Source organism: Flavobacterium sp. UBA4854 (genome assembly GCF_002399805.1).
Lineage (GTDB): Bacteria > Bacteroidota > Bacteroidia > Flavobacteriales > Flavobacteriaceae > Flavobacterium > Flavobacterium ginsengisoli.
The window spans coordinates 60,674-62,298 of record NZ_DHEI01000021.1; the positions used below are offsets into that span (position 1 = coordinate 60,674).

The 1,625-nt window shown below is 33.5% G+C and carries 1 protein-coding gene and 1 pseudogene; both read left to right on the forward strand.

Annotated elements, in window-relative coordinates; translation table 11 throughout:
* Positions 1 to 209: 209 nt before the first annotated feature.
* A complete protein-coding gene (locus B3J44_RS02485) occupies positions 210 to 893 on the forward strand; it encodes a 3-keto-disaccharide hydrolase (RefSeq protein ID WP_129022535.1) in 684 nt (227 codons plus the stop codon).
* Positions 894 to 981: 88 nt separating this feature from the next.
* Positions 982 to 1,625: pseudogene (locus tag B3J44_RS02490) on the forward strand (hypothetical protein); the annotation flags it as partial.

The window sequence follows — 1,625 nt, forward strand, 5'->3', positions numbered from 1 at the left end:
GGAATATGGTTGTAAAGCACATTGATCTCGAATTAGCAGGCTTTTGTTTCAGTAATTGGAAAAACATAAATAATGGCTGAAAATTTTATAATTGGCTATATCTTGTTTGCGCAGAATAAAATTTTAATTTTACTTTTTTGAAAGATTTGGTTTCTCTCCCGCCTGTTACAATATAAGAATAGTTTTAACTGATTAATAAAAATATTGAAATGAAAAAAATTATAGTTTCATTAGTTATTTTGTTTGGACTGCAAACGATACAGGCACAGAAAAGTTTCAAGCCCCTTTTTGACGGCAAATCGACAAAGGGCTGGCATTCCTATGGAAAAAAATCGGCTGGAAAAGCATGGAAGGCGGCAGATGGCATATTGCATTTTGATTCAAAAGAAGCAAACAATGGTCAGGGCGGGGACTTAGTAACGGATGCTGAATTCAGGGATTTTCATCTAAAATTGGATTGGAAAATAGCCCAGAACGGGAACAGCGGCATAATTTTTTATGTAAATGAGAATCCTGTAGAATACCAAAATACTTATAGTACCGGACTCGAAATGCAGATTTTAGATAATGAGGGCCATCCGGACGCAAAAATTCTTAAGCATCGAGCAGGAGATTTGTATGATTTGGTTCAAAGCAGATCAGAGCCTGTCAAACAGGCTGGAGAATGGAATACTGCCGAAATTCTCAGCAGGAAAGGAAAATTAACACTTATTCTTAATGGAGTTACAGTGGTAGAGACTGTTCTTTGGGATGATAATTTCAAAAAAAACGTATCGGGAAGCAAATTTGCAGATTGGCCGGATTTTGGCACATTCAATAAAGGAAAAATTGCTTTGCAGGATCATGGAAACAATGTATGGTTTCGTAATATTATGATTAAAGAATTAGATTAGTAATATATGTATGAATGTTAGATGTGCCAGTAAACTTTTTGTTGCCTGAATAAAAAATGTTTATAATTTAAAATCACTAATGTAAAGTATGATTCAGCAATTTTTTACAGAAAAATCTTTTCTACGCTTTAAACTGAGGTTTTGCTTGAGTTTGGTTTTAGTCTCGATTCTATTATTATATCCAAGCAGTTTTTATGGACAAAGCGAGCAGTTGTTAAAAAGGCTAGATCAGGTAATAGACTCCTCGAGCATCTATGATAAAAGCAAGAGAAAGACCATTCAGGACTTAAAAGATAAGCTTGAACTGATTAAAGATGATCGCCACAAGTTATTAGATTTGAACCAGCAGCTTTTTGACCAGTATGTACTTTTTAAAAGAGATTCTGCTTTTGATTATGCTTTAAAAATTAAAGGGCTATCAGAAAAAATTAACGATAAATCTTATTTGATGAAGGCCAATATTAATTTGGCCAATATCAGTGTTTCTGCGGGTATGTATAAAGAAGGGTTGGATTATCTGCTTTTGATTAAACCCGAAGAGATAAACAATGAAAACGGATCTTTATATTATGGTCTGTTAGGTAGATGCTATAGCGATATGGCAGAATACAGCAGTATTCCAATCTTTAGTAAAAAGTATAACCAGCTTGCTAAGAAGTGCAGGATTAAGGCTTTAAATTTAACAGATGAAGGCACTTTTTTCAATTCATTTTTAAAATTTTTTAATGAATA

What these genes read in the sequence shown, in the direction of transcription:
- B3J44_RS02485 (WP_129022535.1), top strand. Translation starts at nt 210, where the DNA reads ATGAAAAAAATTATAGTTTCATTAGTTATTTTGTTTGGACTGCAAACG.